This is a genomic window from Planococcus maritimus (assembly GCF_001592825.1).
Taxonomy (GTDB): Bacteria; Bacillota; Bacilli; order Bacillales_A; family Planococcaceae; genus Planococcus; species Planococcus maritimus_C.
This window is the reverse complement of record NZ_LTZG01000041.1, coordinates 141,238-157,517: the sequence shown is the minus strand read 5'-3', so window position 1 is coordinate 157,517 and position 16,280 is coordinate 141,238. Positions and strand designations below refer to the sequence as shown.

Genomic DNA, 16,280 nt, shown 5'->3' with positions numbered 1-16,280 from the left:
GGAAGAGTTTCGTTTTTAGAAAGAAGGGGTTCCAACTGGATACTCAAAAAAGAAATTTCTACATCATTATGTTCACCAATTTCCTAGTCGCTGGAAGCACCACAATGATCATGCCGTTTTTATCCTTATATATCGAATCGCTCGGTAACTTTTCGGATGAATACGTGCAGCGCTGGTCGGGGCTGGTGTTCGGCGTGACCTTTGTGGCTGCTTTGTTCATGTCGCCGGTTTGGGGGCGTATTGCAGACAAATACGGTTTCAAGCCCATTTTAATCATTAACGGCTTCGGGATTGCCACTAGTATTTTCTTGATGGGGACGGCCGACTCCGTCTTAGGTTTGTTTATGATTCGGTTGTTCATGGGCGTCGTGACGGGATTCATCCCGACTTCGCTTGCATTTGTCAGTTCCCAGACAACAAAAGAAACGGCCGGCAAAACACTTGGCACGCTCCAGATGGGCAGTGTGTCAGGTACCTTGTTCGGGCCGGTCATCGGCGGTTTGATGGCCGATGCATTCGGCTTTACCTATACCTTTCTCATCACCGCCACCATCATCGGCATCGCCGCCTTGTTCGTTGTCTTCGGCCTAAAGGAAATCCGCAAACCGAAACGAAAAGGTGCGCACGTCTATGCACGCAGCACCGTTATCCATGGCATTTTGCATCACCGCTTGCTGCTCAATGTCATGATCATTACTGCGTTGATTCAAATCGGCAATTTCAGTATTCAGCCCTTATTGTCTTTGTATGTGGCGGAATTGACGGAAGGCACGGCACAAGTCGCTTTTCTCGCAGGTGTCACCTTTAGTGCGACAGGTGTCGGCAATTTACTGTTCGCAAGACTTTGGGGACGGCTTGGAGACTCAGTCGGCTATGAGAAAATTCTCGGCTTGCTGTTGCTGCTCGCGTTTGTCTTCATCATTCCGCAAGCTTTTGACACCGAATTGTGGCAGCTCATTGTTCTGCGCTTGTTCTTCGGCATCGCAGTTGGCGGCATGATTCCGACCACCACCGCCTTGATGCGCCGAGAAGCGCCAATCGACATTCAAGGCGAAGTCATGGGCTATAATACCAGCTTCCGCTTCCTCGGCAATATCGTCGGGCCGATGTTCGGCGGAATCGTCAGTGGCTTTATCGGCATTTCTTCTGTCTTTATCGTGACAGGTACCTTATTCGTCTTGGCTTTCGTCTTTTTATGGTATACGAAAAAACAACCTGACCAGGATTTTGAGGATGTGCTATTGGAGCAGGAATTGAAACATTCATAAACCAACTGGAAAAACCCGGTTAAAGGCAGCTGCCTTTTACCGGGTTTTTTAGCCTCTTTTTATATTCGCAATATTCAGATTGAAGAGTTTCTTCCTATTACAAAACACCAAAATCAAAAGTCCCCCTTTCAATCATCGCAAGGGTGTGCGGTGCAAATCCGCTCTGAATGCGTTATACTTTTTAATTAGAAACTCATCACGTACCACTTTGGAAGGAGGATTCATTTGTCTCTTGTATTTCTGATTTTCATCCCGATCCTTGCAGCGCTTTTTATCCCGCTGCTATTTAAACGACTCGGCCAGATTCATACAGGCTGGTTCGTTTTGATGGTTCCGGCAGCGCTGTTCTCATACTACGCCACCCGCCTCCCTTCAGTTATGGAAGGCGGCACATATGTATCTGAATTTTCCTGGATCCCTTCCCTCGATATCGCCTTTGTTGCATATCTCGATGGGTTGAGTTTATTGTTCACTTTGCTGATTACTGGAATTGGCGCGCTTGTCGTACTTTACTCGATTTTCTATTTGGACAAGCACCGCGAACAATTACATAACTTCTATGTGTATCTCTTGATCTTCATGAGCGCCATGCTTGGTGTCGTGCAGTCAGATCATTTGATTACTTTGTACTTGTTCTGGGAATTGACTTCGATTTCCTCATTCCTATTGATCGCCTATTGGTATACGCGCGACCGTTCTCGTTTCGGTGCATTAAAGTCGATGATGATTACCGTCTTCGGCGGCTTGATGATGCTTGGGGGATTTGTGTTGCTTAGCGTCATGGGGGGCACGTATTCCATTCGCGAATTGATTGCTCAGGCACCAGAGCTGGCACAGCATGATTTTTTCATATGGGCTTTAGTCCTTGTGCTGCTCGGCGCATTTACGAAATCAGCGCAATTCCCATTCTACATCTGGTTGCCGGATGCAATGGAAGCGCCGACGCCTGTCAGCGCCTATCTCCACTCGGCGACGATGGTTAAAGCGGGTATTTACTTGGTCGCCCGCTTGACCCCGATCTTCGCTTTATCTGAAATTTGGATGTGGCTTGTCGCTGGTGTTGGATTGTTCACGATGTTGTGGGCATCATTCTTCGCCTTAAAGCAGAAAGACCTGAAAGGGATTTTGGCATTCTCGACTGTTTCCCAGCTCGGGCTAATCATGTCCTTGCTCGGTGTCGCTGCAGCGGCTTACCATGTCGAAGATGCGGCTGAAACCTACTTAAAATACGCAGCGTTCGCGGCGATTTTCCATTTAATCAACCACGCAACGTTCAAAGGCAGCCTGTTTATGATTGCAGGCATTGTCGACCATGAAACAGGAACGCGCGACATCCGAAAACTTGGCGGTTTGATGAGTTTGATGCCAGTTAGTTTCACGGTCGCCTTGATCGGTTCCTTGTCGATGGCCGGCCTGCCGCCTTTTAATGGCTTCCTCAGTAAAGAAATGTTCTTGACGGCGATGCTGTCGCTTCAGGAATTCGAGATGTTCTCGATGGACGTCTGGTGGGTGTTGTTCCCGATCATCGCTTGGATTGGGTCGGTCTTCACGTTCATCTATAGCTTGTATTTCGTATTCCATACATTTGCCGGCAAACATCAGCCGGAAGAATTGCCAAAACAAGCGCACGAAGCGCCAATCGGCATGCTCATTTCGCCAGTGTTCTTGGCCGCGCTTGTCGTCTTGATTTTCTTTATTCCGAACTTGATTGGCGATTGGCTCGTGAAGCCAGCCGTTGCGGCGATCCAGCCCTTCCTTTATGACTCGCCGCAAAACGTCGACATCCACGTTGCAGCTTGGCACGGATTCAATACCGAGCTGTTCATGGCACTCGGCATTTTCTCGATCGGTGGCTTAATGTTCTGGACCTTGCGCAAATGGCAGCACCTATACGATTTGTATCCCGACGCTGTGTCACTGAATCGTCTTTACGATGAAATGATGCTGCTCAGCGGCGGAGGGGCCAACCGCTTCTCCCGCATTTACATGACAGGATTTATCCGGTCCTATCTCGTATATATGTTCAGCTTTATGACATTTATCGTTTTGCTGACACTGTTCTTGACCGAAGCGTTCCAAGTCGATTTTAGTAATTTAGCGCCAATTGGCGTCTATGAAATCGTCATCTTACTGGCGATGGTCGGTGCCACTTTAACAATTCTTGGCGCTAAGTCCCGGTTGACTGCGATTATCGCACTTGGGGCTGTCGGCTATTCTGTTGCCTTATTATTTGTTATCTTCCGCGCACCTGACTTGGCTCTGACGCAGCTTGTCATCGAAACCATCTCAGTTGCTTTGTTCTTGCTGGCGTTCTATCATTTGCCGCAAATCAGCCGCAAAGAAGAACGCATGAAGTTCCGTTTCGGCAATGCACTTGTCGCACTTGGCGTCGGGGTCACGATGACCTTAGTTGCCTTGTCGGCGCATTCGCAGAAAGCTTTGCCATCCATTTCTGAATTCTACAAAGAAACCGTGTACAAAGAAGCAGGTGGCGGCAATATCGTCAACGTCATCCTTGTCGATTACCGCGGGTTTGATACTTTGTTCGAGATTGCCGTACTTGGCATTGCGGGCATTGGGATTATTACCATGATCCGCCTTCGCCTCACGAAAAAGGAGGGTCAGCATGAGAACAAATGATGTCATGCTTCAAACCGCCACAAAAGTGGTGACCTTCATCATCTTGATGTTTGCTGTCCATATTTTCTTCGCCGGGCATTACACGCCTGGTGGAGGGTTTGTCGGAGGGTTGTTAACCGCAAGCGCCATCGTCTTGTTGATGCTGGCGTTTGACCTCCCGACCGTCAAGAAGATTGTGCCGATCAATTACGTCGTGCTGACTGCGGTCGGCTTATTGATTGCCATCGCAACTGCCAGTGCATCGATCGTTTTTGATGTCCCATTCTTCACACATGCCTACGATTATTTCGATTTGCCGCTGTTTGGGAAAACGTCTCTGCACTCGGCAATGTTATTTGATTTAGGTGTCTATTTGGTTGTTGTAGGAGTAACGATGACCATTATTCAAACGATTGGAGAGGATGAATAATGGAAATAGTCATGTCGGTTGCCATCGGCTTATTGTTTATGGCGGCTGTATATTTAATGCTATCGAAAAGTTTAATCCGCATCATTATCGGCACTGGCCTCTTGAGCCACGGGGCGCATTTATTATTGCTAACGATGGGTGGCCTTGGCGGCACGGCGCCGCCTGTTGTGGCGGATGGGGTTTCGGTAAGTGATTATGCCGATCCCCTGCCACAGGCACTTATCCTGACAGCGATTGTTATTTCGTTCGCCGTCACGTCATTTTTCCTGGTGCTCGCCTACCGCGCATACCAGGAACTTGGCACTGACAATATGGAGCTATTGAGAGGTACAGAAGATTATGAGTAATTTAGCCTTGTTCCCAATAGTGATTCCGTTGATTTTTGCCGCTGTTTTGATGTTATTCCCGAAAAATGTATCTATGCAACGCATTGTGGCGATTGCTGGTGTCAGCGCGACACTCGTTTCGGCACTGTTCTTGTTTTCAAAAGTTTCTACTGATGGCATTCAAGCCGTGACACTCGGCAGCTGGCCTGCCCCGTTCGGCATTTCCATGGTATCCGATATGTTGTCGGTGCTATTGGTGCTCAGTTCTACACTCGTCACGCTGTTCGTGCTGTTCTACAGCATTCCAACGATTGGTGTAAAGCGGGAGCAATCGTACTATTATCCAGCTGTCTTGTTCTTGATGACCGGCGTCAATGGTGCGTTCACGACAGGCGATATCTTCAACTTATTCGTCTTTATCGAAGTGCTGTTGATGGCTTCTTATGCCTTGATCGTTCATGGCGGTGAAAAGCCACAGCTGCGCGAATCCATCAAATACTTGCTCGTGAACATTATTTCATCTGCATTGTTCGTTTCCGCTGTCGCTTATCTGTACTCAGTCACCGGCACACTCAATATGGCCGATTTGGCCGTCAAGATTCCAGAAATTGAAGCTGTCGGCATCCTGACGGTAATTGCTGTTTTGTTCTTGGTCGTTTTCGGCTTTAAAGCGGCGATTTTCCCATTATACTTCTGGTTGCCTGGATCTTACTTTGCTCCGCCTATGGCGATTCTTGCCTTGTTCGGCGCATTGCTGACGAAAGTCGGCGTCTATGCCATCATGAGAACTTATACACTGTTCTTCACGATGAATATTGGATTTACCCATGAGTTGCTGGCGATCATCGCCATTTTGACAATCCTTGCTGGCTGCATCGGCGCCCTTGCGTATTTTGATGTCAAAAAGATTATTATCTACAACATCATTATCGCAGTCGGCGTCATCTTATTCGGCATCTCGCAAATGAACGCGGCAGGTGTCGAAGGGTCCATTTTCTATTTGGTGCACGACATGCTGATCAAAGCGGCTCTATTCTTGTTAGTGGGCATCTTGACAGTCATTTTCGGTACTAGCGATTTACGCAAGATGGGTGGTTTGATCAAGAGCTATCCGCTCTTTGGCTGGACCTTCCTCATTGCGGCATTCGGCCTCGCCGGCATTCCCCCGCTTAGCGGATTTCCGGGCAAACTATTGATTGTCCAAGGTGGCTTTGAAGGCACTCATTTCTGGGGCAGCCTGGTGATTCTGGCGACTAGCTTATTGGTCTTGCTCAGTGTCGTGCGCATTTTCATCTATGCATTCTGGGGCGAGCCAGCGAAGATTGTTACGATCGATCGTAAACATTATCTATCCATATTTGTCCCGACAGCTATACTCGTCGCCTTGACTGTTGTGCTCGGCGCCGGTGCGGAACTCTTCATGCCGTTCGTTTCGGACGCAGGTGAAGTGCTGCTGAATCCATCGCTCTATATTGACGCGGTATTAAAGGAGTAGGTCAATATGTCTTTACAAGTACTACTGAATTTTTTCCTGGCGCTCGTCTGGATGTTTATGACCGTGTCGTTCACTCCTTCCGGCTTCGTCATCGGCTTTTTGGTCGGCCTTGGCATCATTATCCTGATGCGCCGCTTCTTTTCAAAACGGCTATACGTTCTGCGTATCTGGGCAGTGATTTCACTGTTCTTGTTATTTTTACGCGAACTGTTCAAATCAAGTATTCAGGTGCTATCCATCGTCATAAGCCCGAACATGAACATCAAACCGGCCATTTTTGAAATGGAAACCGAACTCAATAACGATTGGCAAGTGACTTTGCTGTCAGCATTAATCACTTTGACACCAGGGACCTTGGTCATCGGAATTTCCGAAGACCAAAAACGCTTGTACATCCATGCCTTGGATTTTGAGGACATCGATTCCGCAGTGTCATCGATCAAGAAAACGTTTGAGCGCGCAATACAGGAGGTGAGCCGGACATGATGATGTTTTATTGGGTTTCCCTGTTCATCGTCAGCATTTCGTTTGCTGGCTTATTGTTCCGCCTCGTAAAAGGTCCGACAGTTGCAGACCGCGTGGTTGCACTCGATGCAATTGGCGTGACGCTCGTATCGATTGTGGCTTTATTGTCGATGATCATTGAGACAGAATTTTTCCTCGAGGTCATTCTGCTGATGAGTATTCTATCCTTTATCGGAACTGCCGCCTTTGCGAAATTCCTGGAGAGAGGGGAGATTTTCGATCGAGATTCTCGTTGATATCCTAATTATCATTCTAATCGGCACTGGTGTCCTATTTAGCGCCGTTACTGCTCTCGGGCTTATCAGGCTACCGGATGTCTATACGCGGACACATGCCGCCTCTAAGAGCTCGACACTCGGTGTATTGTCCATCCTGCTCGGAACCTTCGTCCATTTTTGGTTTAAAGAAGATATTTTCAATACGCAGATGGTCATCGCCATCGCCTTCTTGTTCATCACACAGCCCGTGGCCGGCCATTTAATCGGCCGAGCTGCTTATATGACAGGCATTAAAGTCGCAGAAGAAACCGTCCGCGACGATATGGGCACTGCAATTGAAAAACGTAAAAACAACCAGCAAGAAGAACTAGAAAACGAATAAAAAACTGCAGCCGATTTGGCTGCAGTTTTTTTATTTGTCTTCTCCAAGTTTTTCAGCGAATAGTGCGAGTGTCCGTACCATCGCGCCGGTGCCTCCCTGAGGGCCCAAATCATGCGCGCCATCGGCATGGGATGTTCCGGCAATATCAAGATGGATCCACGGTGTATCCCCAACGAATTCACCGACAAAACCACCACCGAAAATCATATGCCCATCGCGTCCGGGCGAATTGTTTAAATCTGCGACGTCGCTTTTGCGCAACCGCTTTTTGTCGTTTTCAGTAAGCGGCAATTGCCAGACAAACTCCCCGGTCTGTTTCGAAACATCGACTAGTTTGCTGTAGAACGCGTCATCATTCGTCAATGCGCCTGTTTTATCTTTACCGAGCGCGACAATAACACCGCCTGTCAGCGTCGCCACATCCACCACTTGGCTTGCGCCGAGCTGTTTAGCATATGTGACAGCATCTGCCAACACGAGGCGCCCTTCTGCATCAGTATTGAGGATTTCGATCGTCTTGCCGCTCATCGATGTGATGACGTCATCTGGTTTGAAGGCATCGCCTGATACCATATTGTCGGTAGAAGCAATAACCGCTACCACATCTTTAGCTGGCTTTAGTTCACCGATGATGCGCATCGCGCCGAGCACAGCAGCCGCTCCACCCATATCCCCTTTCATACCGACAATGCCGTCTTTCGGCTTGAGCGAATAGCCGCCCGTATCAAAAGTGATGCCTTTTCCGACCAAAGCAAGCGGTGCGTCAAAATTGTCTGTCGCTTTGTATTTCATGACGATCAGTCGAGGCTCTTCGACAGAACCTTGGTTGACGGCCAAAAGCGCGCCCATGCCAAGCTCTTCGATCTCGCTGCGGCCAAGGATCTCTGTTTCAAAACCGTAAGTCTCACCGAGATCTTGTGCGTAATCAGCCATTGCCGTTGCCGTCAGAATATTAGCTGGCATGTTGACGAGCGTTCTCGCTTCGTTGACGGCCTCTGCATGGACTGTACCGACAAATGCTGCCTGGCGGATCGCATCTGCCGACTGATTCGTCAAAAAGCTCAGCGATTCAAGACGATGATCTACTTCATTGGAATTGGTTTTGTAATCGGCAAATCGGTATGCGCCCATTTGAATACCTTCAGCCGCAGCATGCGCGACTTGTTCACCAGTGACTTTCTCGTTTTCAAAAGAAGCGGTGTAGATGGCAGCATGGCGAATTTTTTCCTTTACCAGTTGCTTTCCTGCGATACCGAAAGAGCGGCGCAACTCATCTGCGGTTAATTTTTTTCGATCACCGATGCCCACAAATAACACTCGCGGGATGTTGCCTGTTAAGGTTGGGTAAATGCTCAGCGAGTTCGAATCGAATGACAAGCCGGCTTTGATCCATTGTGCCAATCGGCCATCAAAGCGCTTCTCTAATTCTTTCCAGCCCTCCGCATTTTCAGGGTGACGGCTTAAGCCGACAATCAAAATTTCGGCTTCGTTGTGTTCAGTTGATTTCAATACATTGATTTCCATAGGTATCCTCCTTTTAGCTGCATCTTCAGTGTATCATTCCTTCGGCTTCCGGAATAGTGGCATGAAGCGCGTGCCAGGACAGGCATATGATATACTTTCTGTACGGAATTTATGTGGAAGGGGCTGTTGGCCAAATGGAACTCTTATCAAATACGCCATTAATGATTGCGTTGTTTGCGATTTTTTTCGCCCAATTCGTTAAAATCCCCATTCAATATGCAGTTACACGAGAATTGAACTGGGGTCTTTTCACTTCGACCGGCGGAATGCCGAGTTCTCATTCTGCAGCCGTGACCTCACTGACAACAGCAGTCGCTTATGAGGCAGGCATTTCGTCGACTGTCTTCGCTGTCTCTGCCCTTTTTGCAGTCATCACGATGTATGACGCGACAGGGGTGCGTTTTCAGGCTGGGCAACAGGCATTGACCATCAATCGCTTGCGCCAAGATTTGAATAACTTTATGGAAGAAACCCGTAAATGGCCATCCAAAAAAGAGGAAGAGAAAATAGAGGAACTCAAAACGCTGCTCGGCCACAAACCGAGTGAAGTGTTCATGGGGGCACTGACGGGAATTGCGCTGTCCGTCGTCTTCTATAGCATGCTCTAAAAAAAAGCCGGCCCGCAAATTTGCGGACCGGCTTTTTCGATAATTGGGATCAAAACATTTGATACCCCATCTTGCGCAATATTTTCATGACAAATCCCGAAGTAACTGCCCCGAGAAAACCGGCTGTCAGGACGGCAATATCGCTGCCCGTCAACGAACGGATTGTATCTCCGAGCATGGCAAAGGATTCACCTGGAGCCGTAAAATAATCAAACACGCCGACATCGTCAATGACAAGCAAAATGACAACCGGGTAGACAACTGCCATGAGCCACGTCATACGCAGCAGCATGTTCAACAGAAAGCCGATGCCGAAAAACATTACATAAAAAAGCAAGATGGAAATGATCAATTGGACAATGGTAAATGAACTGTTCATGGACTCTAACCTCCGTTATTCCTTTCCTCAGTTTACCCGAAACCTAAGGCCCTTTCAATGTGGAGGAACAGTATTCATGACTTTGTCACAGAAGGGCGCAGTCCATGAAAAAAGAGCAGCTGCATAGCTGCTCTTTTGCAGGCTCTCGAGAAAGATAGGAAGTTGTATTTTCCGAAGCTTATCGCACGACTCCGTGGGCTCGCGCCCAAGCCTCCTCAGCCGCTTCGCGTCTTGCGGGGTCTCGGTCGTCTCGCTGATCCACTGGGGTCGAGCGAACGCTTCTCCAAATACTTAGGAAGATCATTGTATATTAAATGTAGAAATAGCGATTTTCTCTCTTATTTGTTAGCGGATCATAGACTTCTTCAACACTCTAAAAAAAAAGAGCAGCTGCATAGCTGCTCTTTTGTGTGTTCATAGTTTATTTGTTTTTTCCAGATCCTGAACAGCAGGAGCACGTTTCGGAGCCGCCCAACCGTAATTGGAAATATCCTTGGCCCGCGCAGTAAGGGCAATGGTTGCCAGTTGCTCTTTTCTTGAAGACTGTCATTCGAAACACCTCCTCTGTTGTTTTTAATATTCTGATAATTGGTAATATATCACGTATCGCAACTCGCCGCAAATAAAAAAGGCTGTTTGTAAACGGATACAAACGCCTTTTTCTCATTTTTTCTCTTCTATACTTCTTTTTTCTTATTATTTCAAAATAATCTGTTAATTAGTTTAAGGCTATTTATGCCGGAAAAATAATTTGTAGTCGGTATAACCAAAGATATGTCCAGGGTCGACATCTTCTATCGGCTCGAAGCCCTCTTCAACGATATAGGAAGCCATCTCGTGCAGCATGACTGAAGCGTCTTCATCAATTGATAACTCTGCAGGTGTACGCCAGGCAGCTTCGTACAGCTCTTCTTGCTGTGCCTGGATGGCCTGACCATCCTCAATTGGACTCAACAAAAAAACTGCCATGTTATCGCTAATTCTCCCTTTGATAACGCCTGAGCGAAAGCCGATCATACCAAGCAAGCGACAATCAATACCGGTTTCTTCCTTGACTTCCCTCAACGCTGCTTGATCCACGGTTTCGTCTTTTTCGACGAATCCCGCTGGCAATGACCACTTGCCATGTAGCCCGCCGTAACGCTTTTTGACAACGAGCCATTCATTCTTTTGATTTACGACTAGCCCGGCAGCACCGAGCCAGACGTCTCCTCTTTTGCTTTTTGACATAGATGCCCCTCCTTCTTGCCATGTGAAAAAAAGCCTCCCGCACTGGGAGGCTTTCATTCTTATAGTACCTTGAATTTACCTTTTTTCAAGACAAGTCCAGGTCCACCAATCATATACAAGGCACGGTTGTCGATCATTTTCTTCATGAATGACGCGCGTTTTCCTGTTACCTTTTTGCCGAATACGACGCCGATTGCATCTTCATCGCCTAGTGAGCAAACAGTTCCTTTCAAGTCCGGTACGAACTCTTCAGTCGAGCCTTCTCCCGCAAGTGCTTTAATGTTTTTCGCAATGCGTTCGCCTTGCTGCATCGCAATCTGTGCAGTTGGCGGATATGGACGGTTCGTTTCTTCGTTGATCATCAATGCGCAGTCACCGACGATGAACACATCGGAGTAGCCCGGTGCACGCATGTCTTTTTCGACTTTAATGCGTGCGCGCATGCTCTCGATCGATGTTTCTTCAATCAAGCGGTTTCCGCGGACACCAGCTGCCCAAACAACTGTGCCAGCATAGATGAATTCAAACTCATCATCATTCTTCTTGATCTTCACGCCTTCTGGAGTCGCTTCTACGACAGGCGTTCCGATAGAGAACTCAATGCCTTTCGCTTGAAGATGGCCAACAGCATAGTCTACCAATTCAGGATCGAATCCTGGCAAGACCATCGGTGCAGCCTCTACGCAGATAACGCGCACTTTTTCACGTGGCACATCATATTCTTTACATAGTTCAGGCACACGGTTCGCAAGTTCCCCAAGGAATTCGATTCCCGTAAAGCCAGCTCCTCCGACAACGATCGTCAAACGGCTGTCGTTTTTCACATCTTCAGTGGACCAAGTCGCAAATTGGAATTCAATGTGCTCGCGGATATAACGCGCAGCTTTTACGTTGGCAATCGACAACGCATATGTGTCCAGGCCTTCGATCCCGAATGTTTCCCCTTCAAAGCCAAGTCCGATCACGAGGTAATCATAAGTGAATTCCCCGTTGTCAGTCGAAACTTTTTTGCTGTCAACGTCGATGCCTTCAACAGTAGCTTGGACAAAATTGACTTTGCCCGTATCGATGACGTCTGCGATATCGTAGCGCACTTGTTCCGGAAGCAATGTTCCTGCTGCCGCTTCGTGAAGCCACGTGCTTTCGTAATGATATTCATTTTTGTTGATCAGCGTAATGTCCGCAGCGTCTGTCCCAAATTCTTTTTGCAAGTTCACTACAGTAGTCAAGCCACCATAGCCTGCACCTAATACTAATATTGACGGTCTTTTCAACACAATCGCAACCACCTTCAAGTCATTTTATGTACCGGAAATAATAAAACCGAATCCAGTAAACACCTATCCTCTATATTAGCCCTTTTGCAAATGCTTTTCAACAGTTGAATGCCTCAGCACAAGATGCGTAATCGAAACGAAAATAAAAAAACCCGCTTTTGTCACAAAGCGGGTTCTTGCATCAGCAGTTTTCAGGAGTCCCTGCTTTTTTCGCAGTACGGAAACTCGTTCCGCAACCACATGAGGCAATGGCGTTCGGATTGTCGATCGTGAAGCCTCCGCCCATCAAGGACTGTTTGTAATCCACGATCGTTCCTTGCAAAATCGGGGCATCTTCTTTATTGATCAAAATACGGATACCGTGTTGTTCGTATTGATCGTCCGCATCAGAAGCTTCCGGCTCGAAACCCATGCCATAAGTCAAACCGCTGCATCCGCCGCCTTTAACAGCGACGCGCAGGAAGGACCCTTCCTCTTCGTTATGGCGCATCATTTCCTTCACTTGGAAAGAAGCGGCTTCTGTAATTTCTACAACTTGTGTCATCTACGTTCACCCTTTCTTTTCCATTTTGCTACCCGCATGGGGCAGACATAAAAAGGGACCTGTAGCAGGCCCCTGGACATTAAAAGACTTGTTCCACTTCAACAACGCCAGGAACTTCTTCAACGAGCGCGCGTTCGATGCCCGCTTTCAATGTGATCGTCGAACTTGGGCAGCTGCCACAAGCTCCGAGTAGGCGCAATTTCACAATGCCGTCCTCTACATCTACCAATTCACAGTCTCCCCCGTCGCGCAAAAGGAATGGCCGTAATTTATCTAAGACTTCCATTACTTGATCTTCCATCATAGCTTCAGTCATTTCTATCGACTCCTTTCATTACAATCATTATAATGTGAATAAGCACAAAAAGCCAATAATGAATTTTCAGGAGGCCATTATCCATGACAAAAAAACCGAACATCGAAGTTTACGGAACCGACCAGATCTGCGCCAGCTGTGTAAATGCCCCGTCGTCTAAAGATACCTACGAATGGCTCGAGGCGGCCATCTCGCGAAAATACAAAGACCAGCCATTTTCAATAAGCTATATCGATATTGAGAAACCGCTGCAAGATGCCAAGCAACAAGAGTATGCGGAACGCATTTTGGAAGATGAATTTTTCTATCCACTCGTACTGATCGAAGGCGAAGTGGTTGGCGAAGGCTATATCCAATTGAAACCCGTCTACCAAGAACTTGAGAAACACGGCTTTTCCGCTGCTGAATAAATAAAAAAGCGCTCCTCAGAGCGCTTTTTTATTCACCCATTATGCCATTTGTACATCCATAAGACGCCTGATTTCATCAAACGCGCTATGCGCCCGGTGACGGTACGGTCTGCGAGGTAAGCAAAGCCTTGTTTTTTCCCGAGTGAGCCGAGGAAACCTTTGAGCTTAATCTCTGGCATCGTCTCAGGCAACGCTTCGCCTTTCCACTTCATGCGTAGCACTTTGACAATCTGTTCTGCTTGTTCTTCCGCCAATTGTGCAGAAGGCGCCATTGGAAGTGCCGCACAATCCCCAACTACGTAAACATTCTCGTCGTTTGGCAATTGGTGGTATTGGTTGATGACGACGCGGCCGCTGCTATCGCTTTCCAAATTCAAATCGCGCACTGGTTTAACCGGCTGGATGCCTGCCGTCCAGACCACTGCATCGACCGGAATCGTTTCTTCGTGATTGTGCAGCAGGTTTGGCTCTACTTTCGTGATATTTGAATTAGAGACGACATCGACGTTATTGTTATCGAACCATTTTTTAACGAAATTGCTGAGCCGTTCCGGGAAGTCGCGCAAAATCCGCGGACTGCGGTCAAATAACTTGATCTGCAGATCTTTACGGCTTTCACGTAATTCACTCGCAAGTTCAATGCCGCTAAGTCCTGCACCGACGACACCGACAGTAGCTCCTGATTTCAAGCCAAGTAAGGCTTCGTAAGTTTTCCGGGAATTGCCGATGGTCTGGATGCTGTATGTGAACTCATCCGCCCCCGGCACGCCGTGGTATTTGTCGATGCAGCCAAGCCCAATGACCAAGTCATCGTATGCGATGCGCTGGCCATCTTCCAAGAAGATGCACTTTTCCTCCAGGCCGATTTCGCGTATTTCCCCATTGACGATTTTCAGGCGTTCGTGTTCCGGAAACGGGACACGTACCTCATGGTCAGATTCGGTGCCTGCCGCGAGTGCGTAAAATTCCGTTTTCATACTGTGAAAAGGCGTACGGTCGATGAGGATAATTTCCATGTCTTGCGGGAAATTATTCGGCAAAAGCCGAAGCAAGACCCTCATATTGCCATAGCCGCCGCCTAATAAGACTAGTTTCTTCATATAATTCTCCTTTAGCCCGTCATTCTGCTGTAGATTCCAAATATGAGTATAGCTGATTGTGATAACTTTCACAATCATTTCTCGGCAAAATCAATTAATTGACGGTTGAACGGAAACACGGTAGGATTTTCTAGTAGTGAGGTGAGCTGAATGAATCCGATTATTGAATTTTGCATGAGCAATCTTGCCAATGGTTCAGAAGAGTCTTTTGCAAAATTAGAGCAAGACCCGAATCTGGATGTACTCGAATATGGTTGTTTAAGCTATTGTAGCCAATGCGCTGAATCCTTATTTGCACTCGTTAATGGTGAAATTGTGGAAGCGGACACCCCTGAAGAGCTAACCCAGAAAATCTATACATTCATAGAGGAAAATCCTTTGTTTTAAGCCGCCTGTTGAGCGGCTTTTTTAATGTTTCCAAAAACCAAGATTTTCAAGCAGATGTGTCGGAGGATAATCTTTTTGCATGACGGCATCCATCGAGGTCACGCCCGTGTTGACATGGACCGTATCGATGCCAAAACGGATACCCGCTTGTATATCAGTATCGTAGTTATCCCCGATCATCACCATATCCTCTTTTTCGAATCCCCATTCCTGCTGGATTGCTTCGAGCATATGGATTTCCGGCTTGCCGATAAATACGGGGTCAACATCTGTCGCTTTGGATACTACGGCTGTAAAGGACCCGTTGCCCGGCAGAAACCCTTGTTCTGAAGGGAATGCCAAATCCTTATTGGTCGACAAGAAGACGGCTCCCTTTTGCACTTCAAGACAAGCACGGGATAGCTTGTCATACGAAATCTGCAGATCAAGGCCCATCAAAACGATATCTGCCTGCTGTTCGACGCGCTCAATTCCTTCTGCATCAAGTGCCTCTTTCAAGCCATCTGAACCGATCAAGTAAACTGTGCGTCCAGGATACCAGCGCTTGATGTATTTCGCTGCCGCTACCGCTGAAGACATAATACGCGATTTATCGGCCTGGACCCCAACTCGTTTCAGTTTTTCGTATAATTGGTCCTGTGTTTTAGAAGCGTTGTTCGTCACATAAAAAGCTTCAATGCCATCTTCTTGCAAGCGGCTGACGAATCGGGCAGCTTCTTGTACCGGTGCCTCGCCCCGGTACACAGTGCCGTCCAAATCCAAACAATAAGCTTTGTAGCGTTTAATTTTTTCCATTTTCGTTCTCCGGGATAAACGCAGAAACCGGGCCGAGTTCATGCTCAAGGTAATGGGCCACTTTAGGGCCGAATTGCTTCAGGCTGTCCAAGTGGGCGTCCAGCACCCGCTTGATTTCGGCATGGTCGACCGCAATAAATTCACGCACCAGCATCTTGCGCAGTCCAACAAGCTCTTTTAACGGTTGGTCCATTTCTTCAGTGATCACTTTTTCATCCACGAGTATATCGATGATATCTTCGTAACTACCCGGATCGCGCATAATAAAACCATCGATCATGGAATTTCCGACGTCGATCACCGCTTCAATCGCCCCGAGTGCGAGACGCTCCAAAGCCAATTCGTCTTTTAAAGTTTCCCAGCTGCCGTTCTCTTCATATAATGCGATGAGTGCATCCATATAGGTGATGGCTTGCTTGATGTTTCCACGGTCGATAAAGTACATAA

General features: G+C 47.5%; 21 protein-coding genes. 11 read left to right on the top strand and 10 right to left on the bottom strand.

Features of this window, described 5'->3' with window-relative positions; all coding sequences use genetic code 11:
• Positions 1-35: 35 nt before the first annotated feature.
• The 8 genes from AY633_RS14600 to mnhG all read left to right on the top strand — a co-directional run bounded on the left by AY633_RS14600 (position 36) and on the right by mnhG (position 7,263).
• Positions 36-1,268, top strand: a complete 1,233-nt coding sequence (locus AY633_RS14600) for an MFS transporter (protein ID WP_068488960.1) — start codon at positions 36-38, stop codon at positions 1,266-1,268.
• A gap of 225 nt (positions 1,269-1,493) precedes the next feature.
• A complete protein-coding gene (locus AY633_RS14595) occupies positions 1,494-3,908 on the top strand; it encodes a Na+/H+ antiporter subunit A (protein ID WP_068488959.1) in 2,415 nt (804 codons plus the stop codon).
• Positions 3,895-4,317: a Na(+)/H(+) antiporter subunit B gene (locus AY633_RS14590; RefSeq protein WP_068461474.1), complete on the top strand. Its 423-nt coding sequence runs from the start codon at positions 3,895-3,897 to the stop codon at positions 4,315-4,317. The genes AY633_RS14595 and AY633_RS14590 overlap by 14 nt, the downstream gene beginning before the upstream one ends.
• Entirely contained in the window at positions 4,317-4,664 is a 348-nt protein-coding gene (locus AY633_RS14585) for a Na(+)/H(+) antiporter subunit C (RefSeq protein ID WP_068461472.1), read from the top strand. The genes AY633_RS14590 and AY633_RS14585 overlap by 1 nt, the downstream gene beginning before the upstream one ends.
• Positions 4,657-6,138, top strand: coding sequence for a Na+/H+ antiporter subunit D (locus tag AY633_RS14580; protein WP_068488958.1), 1,482 nt, complete (start codon positions 4,657-4,659; stop codon positions 6,136-6,138). The genes AY633_RS14585 and AY633_RS14580 overlap by 8 nt, the downstream gene beginning before the upstream one ends.
• A gap of 6 nt (positions 6,139-6,144) precedes the next feature.
• Positions 6,145-6,624 carry a Na+/H+ antiporter subunit E gene (locus AY633_RS14575; RefSeq protein ID WP_068488957.1) on the top strand — a complete coding sequence of 160 codons (480 nt, stop codon included), beginning with the start codon at positions 6,145-6,147 and terminating at the stop codon, positions 6,622-6,624.
• On the top strand, positions 6,621-6,899 hold the full coding sequence (locus AY633_RS14570) for a Na(+)/H(+) antiporter subunit F1 (RefSeq protein WP_068461465.1): 279 nt from the start codon (positions 6,621-6,623) through the stop codon (positions 6,897-6,899). The genes AY633_RS14575 and AY633_RS14570 overlap by 4 nt, the downstream gene beginning before the upstream one ends.
• Positions 6,850-7,263 carry a monovalent cation/H(+) antiporter subunit G gene (gene mnhG / locus AY633_RS14565; protein WP_249929485.1) on the top strand — a complete coding sequence of 138 codons (414 nt, stop codon included), beginning with the start codon at positions 6,850-6,852 and terminating at the stop codon, positions 7,261-7,263. Before AY633_RS14570 ends, mnhG begins: the two co-directional genes overlap by 50 nt.
• Before the next feature lie 30 nt (positions 7,264-7,293).
• On the opposite strand, the gene AY633_RS14560 is transcribed toward mnhG, so the two are convergent.
• A complete protein-coding gene (locus AY633_RS14560) occupies positions 7,294-8,787 on the bottom strand; it encodes a leucyl aminopeptidase (protein ID WP_068488956.1) in 1,494 nt (497 codons plus the stop codon).
• Positions 8,788-8,921: 134 nt separating this feature from the next.
• On the opposite strand from AY633_RS14560, the gene AY633_RS14555 reads away from it, so the two are divergent.
• Entirely contained in the window at positions 8,922-9,395 is a 474-nt protein-coding gene (locus tag AY633_RS14555) for a divergent PAP2 family protein (protein WP_058381190.1), read from the top strand.
• A 49-nt stretch (positions 9,396-9,444) separates the two neighbouring features.
• On the opposite strand, the gene AY633_RS14550 is transcribed toward AY633_RS14555, so the two are convergent.
• From AY633_RS14550 to AY633_RS14530, 6 genes are all read right to left on the bottom strand, one after another.
• Positions 9,445-9,774 carry a YuiB family protein gene (locus tag AY633_RS14550; protein WP_068461459.1) on the bottom strand — a complete coding sequence of 110 codons (330 nt, stop codon included), beginning with the start codon at positions 9,772-9,774 and terminating at the stop codon, positions 9,445-9,447.
• Positions 9,775-10,195: 421 nt separating this feature from the next.
• Positions 10,196-10,324: a YuiA family protein gene (locus tag AY633_RS16670; RefSeq protein WP_167358030.1), complete on the bottom strand. Its 129-nt coding sequence runs from the start codon at positions 10,322-10,324 to the stop codon at positions 10,196-10,198.
• A 179-nt stretch (positions 10,325-10,503) separates the two neighbouring features.
• Positions 10,504-11,004 (bottom strand): NUDIX domain-containing protein, encoded by a 501-nt coding sequence (locus AY633_RS14545; RefSeq protein WP_068461457.1) that lies wholly within the window; start codon positions 11,002-11,004, stop codon positions 10,504-10,506.
• Positions 11,005-11,063: 59 nt separating this feature from the next.
• Positions 11,064-12,278 (bottom strand): NAD(P)/FAD-dependent oxidoreductase, encoded by a 1,215-nt coding sequence (locus AY633_RS14540; protein WP_068465626.1) that lies wholly within the window; start codon positions 12,276-12,278, stop codon positions 11,064-11,066.
• 184 nt (positions 12,279-12,462) lie between these two features.
• Positions 12,463-12,825: a HesB/IscA family protein gene (locus AY633_RS14535; protein ID WP_068488955.1), complete on the bottom strand. Its 363-nt coding sequence runs from the start codon at positions 12,823-12,825 to the stop codon at positions 12,463-12,465.
• Positions 12,826-12,904: 79 nt separating this feature from the next.
• Positions 12,905-13,141 (bottom strand): NifU family protein, encoded by a 237-nt coding sequence (locus tag AY633_RS14530; protein WP_058381195.1) that lies wholly within the window; start codon positions 13,139-13,141, stop codon positions 12,905-12,907.
• A gap of 83 nt (positions 13,142-13,224) precedes the next feature.
• On the opposite strand from AY633_RS14530, the gene AY633_RS14525 reads away from it, so the two are divergent.
• Positions 13,225-13,551: a YuzD family protein gene (locus AY633_RS14525; RefSeq protein ID WP_068488954.1), complete on the top strand. Its 327-nt coding sequence runs from the start codon at positions 13,225-13,227 to the stop codon at positions 13,549-13,551.
• A gap of 32 nt (positions 13,552-13,583) precedes the next feature.
• Here the strand turns inward: AY633_RS14525 and AY633_RS14520 are convergent, their stop codons facing one another.
• On the bottom strand, positions 13,584-14,651 hold the full coding sequence (locus AY633_RS14520; RefSeq protein ID WP_068488953.1) for an NAD(P)/FAD-dependent oxidoreductase: 1,068 nt from the start codon (positions 14,649-14,651) through the stop codon (positions 13,584-13,586).
• A gap of 150 nt (positions 14,652-14,801) precedes the next feature.
• On the opposite strand from AY633_RS14520, the gene AY633_RS14515 reads away from it, so the two are divergent.
• Complete coding sequence (locus tag AY633_RS14515; RefSeq protein WP_068461450.1) at positions 14,802-15,038, top strand: YuzB family protein; 237 nt, start codon at positions 14,802-14,804, stop codon at positions 15,036-15,038.
• 21 nt (positions 15,039-15,059) lie between these two features.
• Here the strand turns inward: AY633_RS14515 and AY633_RS14510 are convergent, their stop codons facing one another.
• On the bottom strand, positions 15,060-15,833 hold the full coding sequence (locus tag AY633_RS14510; RefSeq protein ID WP_082799255.1) for a TIGR01457 family HAD-type hydrolase: 774 nt from the start codon (positions 15,831-15,833) through the stop codon (positions 15,060-15,062).
• Complete coding sequence (locus tag AY633_RS14505; protein WP_068488952.1) at positions 15,820-16,278, bottom strand: DUF86 domain-containing protein; 459 nt, start codon at positions 16,276-16,278, stop codon at positions 15,820-15,822. Before AY633_RS14505 ends, AY633_RS14510 begins: the two co-directional genes overlap by 14 nt.
• Positions 16,279-16,280: the final 2 nt, after the last annotated feature.